This window comes from Neochlamydia sp. AcF84 (assembly GCF_011087585.1).
Taxonomy (GTDB): Bacteria; Chlamydiota; Chlamydiia; order Chlamydiales; family Parachlamydiaceae; genus Neochlamydia.
The window spans coordinates 1-2,804 of sequence record NZ_VJOT01000035.1; the positions used below are offsets into that span (position 1 = coordinate 1).

Consider the following 2,804-nt stretch of genomic DNA (forward strand, 5'->3'; position numbering starts at 1 on the left):
CACCAGCAGTAAGCCAAGCGGCGCTAAAATCTATGAAAGCAACCATTAGGCAATGGAATATAAGAAATAGAACAGATTTAGAACTTGGAGATATAGCCAGAATGTATAATCCAGTTATCAGAGGATGGCTGGCATACTATGGGAAATATTCTCCATCAGCTCTATACCAATTCTGCAGACATTTTAATAAGACACTAGTGGCTTGGGGTATGCGTAAATACAAGGAACTTGCAGGTCATAAAACAAGAACGACTATCTTTATAGGAAAGATAGTAAAGAAAACCCCAGAGTTATTTGTACACTGGGATAAAGGAATGATAGGAGCGTTTGCTTAATTGGGAGCGGTATGAATTGAGAGGTTCCTGTACCGTTCTACGAGAGGCTTGTGGGGAAGTTCCACAGGTCGACTCACCATAAGGTTCATTGGCAATTAGATGTTTCTTATGGAGAAGATAAAAGCAAAGTCCGTAAAGACCACGGCGCCCAAAATCTATCAGTTTTGAAAAGATGTACAATGAATCTACTAAAAGCTGATACAAAAACAAAAGCAGGAATTAAGGGTAAGAGAGCAAAAGCTGGATGGAATCGAGAGTATATGATGGAAATGCTAAATGGTAAATAAAATCTTCATGCAATTTCCCTGGCGGAATGTGGGATTTAAGTATTTGAGATGCATTTAGTAAATTTTCTTGTAATACAAAGTTTAGCAACCCAAATTAAACCCCGTTCTTTTTACGCAGGTTCAACCCAATAAGCAAACAGGGCATTTTGATGAGAATTATTTGATAAACACCTTACCTAGTAATCCTCTCAGATAATTAGGTGCATAAGTAGCATTTCGCCTAGCATCGGTAATCCCTCGGCCAGAATCCATGGTTCTTATTACATTAACAGCTAAGCGTCTGATTAAAGCCATGTTTTCAGCACTAAAGCCTACATCACTTAATGAAGCATCTTCTTTAAAAACCACGTCCATTACATGGTGCAAACTATTTTCTATCGTCCAGTGCGCTCGAATCCACTTGGCAAATTCTTTGGCCCCTGCTTTTCGGCTAGATCCATAATAGCGGATAGCTTGTTCTACTTTATCTGCTACCTTCCGTTCAGAACGTATTTCAATCATGGACTGCAAATGCCATTTCTCCCGTTGAGGAAGCCACTGTAAAGCATTGACTACACACACATGACGACTTTCTATGCGACCACGATTTTTTTCATGGGTTTCCTCTCGAGTTATTCCCTCTACTCCCTGGTAATTAACTGCTTTTGCTTGCTCAAAGAAGTTATACGCTTCTGCTTTAAGATGGCTTTGGTTACCTTTAATTCCTACTATAGTTATTTGAATTTTATTTTTCTAAGGATGTATGTATAATCAATTGACATGGTATATTCACACGATTTAAGAAAAAAAGCTTTGAATTATATAGAAAATGGCGGCTCAATGGCCACAGCTAGTGAGGTGTTTGGTGTAACAGTTCGCACGTTAACCAACTGGATTAAGCGAAAAAAACAAGGTTGTCTTGCTCCTAAAAAAAGACGACAGAGCCCCAGTAAAATAGATAGTGAAAAGCTAAAATTATATATAAAACAAAATCCTGATGCCTACCTTAGGGAAATAGCTGAGGCATTCGGAGTGACGATAACTGCAGTTTTTTATGCCTGTAAAAGACTGAAAATCACTTTAAAAAAAAGACACCCTTCTACAAGGAAAGAGATGAGAATAAGCGAGAAGAATTTAGACAAAAGCTAGAAAACATTCCGGAAGAAAATAGGATTTACATAGATGAGAGCGGGATAAATGCCTACTTACAGCGCCAGCATGCAAGAGCACCTATAGGAGAAAAGATTTATGGTGCTATAGCACGTCGTTCATTTGCTAGAGAAAGCTTTATAGCAGCTAAATGCAAGTCTAAAATTTTAGCTCCTTTTTGTTATACAGGTACTTGTAATTCTCTTCTGTTTAACATTTGGCTAGAAAAAATATTGATACCTGAACTTAAAGCAGGACAAGTTCTGATAATGGATAATGCTACCTTCCATAAATCGCAAGCCACTGATGAACTTATTAAAAAGGCAGGGTGTGAGATTTTATTTTTACCGCCTTATTCTCCAGATCTAAACCCTATTGAAACCTTTTGGGCTAATTTTAAGAAGATTGTGGCAGCAAACTTAAGTAAGTTTTCTACTCTTGCTCAAACCATTGATTACTCTTTTTTAAGTATATGTTAATGAACAGAAATTTAAAATTCAAACCACTATATATAGTTTGACATGATTTAAAGGATGTTTCATGCTTAAGCAATAATTTGAGAGCGTTTTTTCTCCCAAATCGCTATACTTTATTTACGCCTAAATCATTATAAAGCTCTTAATTTCTTGCAAAGTTGACTATGAAACCAATCAAGCTAGATAACCAACAAAGCCGTCTTTTTAAATCTCGCTTTAGCGATGAACTCAATCTAGATCATCCTCTTATCCAGCTATCCAAATTGATTGAATGGAAGCAGCTTGAAGAAGAGTTTGATAAGTTGTTTGTAGAAAAGATAGGGCAGCCAGCTAAGCCTGTAAGGCTAGTTGTAGGGCTCTTTATCTTGCAGCATATGTATGGGCTTTCGGATGTAAATGTGGTGCATCGATGGGTAGAAAATCCTTATTGGCAATACTTTTGTGGGTATGAGTTTTGGCATCATGCGCTGCCTATCCATCCTACTTCTTTAATTAGATGGAGATCTAGATTGGGTGAAGCTGGACTTAGCAAGATTTTACAAGGGACGATTGCAGCAGCTGTTCTGACAGGCGCAGTG

General features: G+C 37.7%; 5 protein-coding genes and 1 pseudogene. 5 read left to right on the forward strand and 1 reads right to left on the reverse strand.

Annotated features, from left to right (window positions below):
• On the forward strand, window positions 1-335 hold a 335-nt coding region (locus tag NEOC84_RS03310; protein ID WP_278248300.1), incomplete at its 5' end, for a group II intron maturase-specific domain-containing protein.
• A gap of 50 nt (window positions 336-385) precedes the next feature.
• Window positions 386-622 (forward strand): transposase, encoded by a 237-nt coding sequence (locus NEOC84_RS03315; protein WP_166155275.1) that lies wholly within the window; start codon window positions 386-388, stop codon window positions 620-622.
• A 156-nt stretch (window positions 623-778) separates the two neighbouring features.
• Here the strand turns inward: NEOC84_RS03315 and NEOC84_RS03320 are convergent, their stop codons facing one another.
• Window positions 779-1,345: an ISAs1 family transposase gene (locus tag NEOC84_RS03320; protein WP_166155281.1), complete on the reverse strand. Its 567-nt coding sequence runs from the start codon at window positions 1,343-1,345 to the stop codon at window positions 779-781.
• Window positions 1,346-1,381: 36 nt separating this feature from the next.
• On the opposite strand from NEOC84_RS03320, the gene NEOC84_RS03325 reads away from it, so the two are divergent.
• The 3 genes and pseudogenes from NEOC84_RS03325 to NEOC84_RS03335 all read left to right on the forward strand — a co-directional run.
• Window positions 1,382-1,750, forward strand: coding sequence for an IS630 transposase-related protein (locus NEOC84_RS03325; RefSeq protein WP_166155277.1), 369 nt, complete (start codon window positions 1,382-1,384; stop codon window positions 1,748-1,750).
• Window positions 1,741-2,229, forward strand: a pseudogene (locus NEOC84_RS03330) (IS630 family transposase); the annotation flags it as partial. The gene NEOC84_RS03325 and the pseudogene NEOC84_RS03330, both read left to right, overlap by 10 nt.
• 161 nt (window positions 2,230-2,390) lie before the next feature.
• Window positions 2,391-2,804, forward strand: a 414-nt coding sequence (locus NEOC84_RS03335; protein WP_166155279.1) for a transposase, incomplete at its 3' end; no start/stop codon positions are given.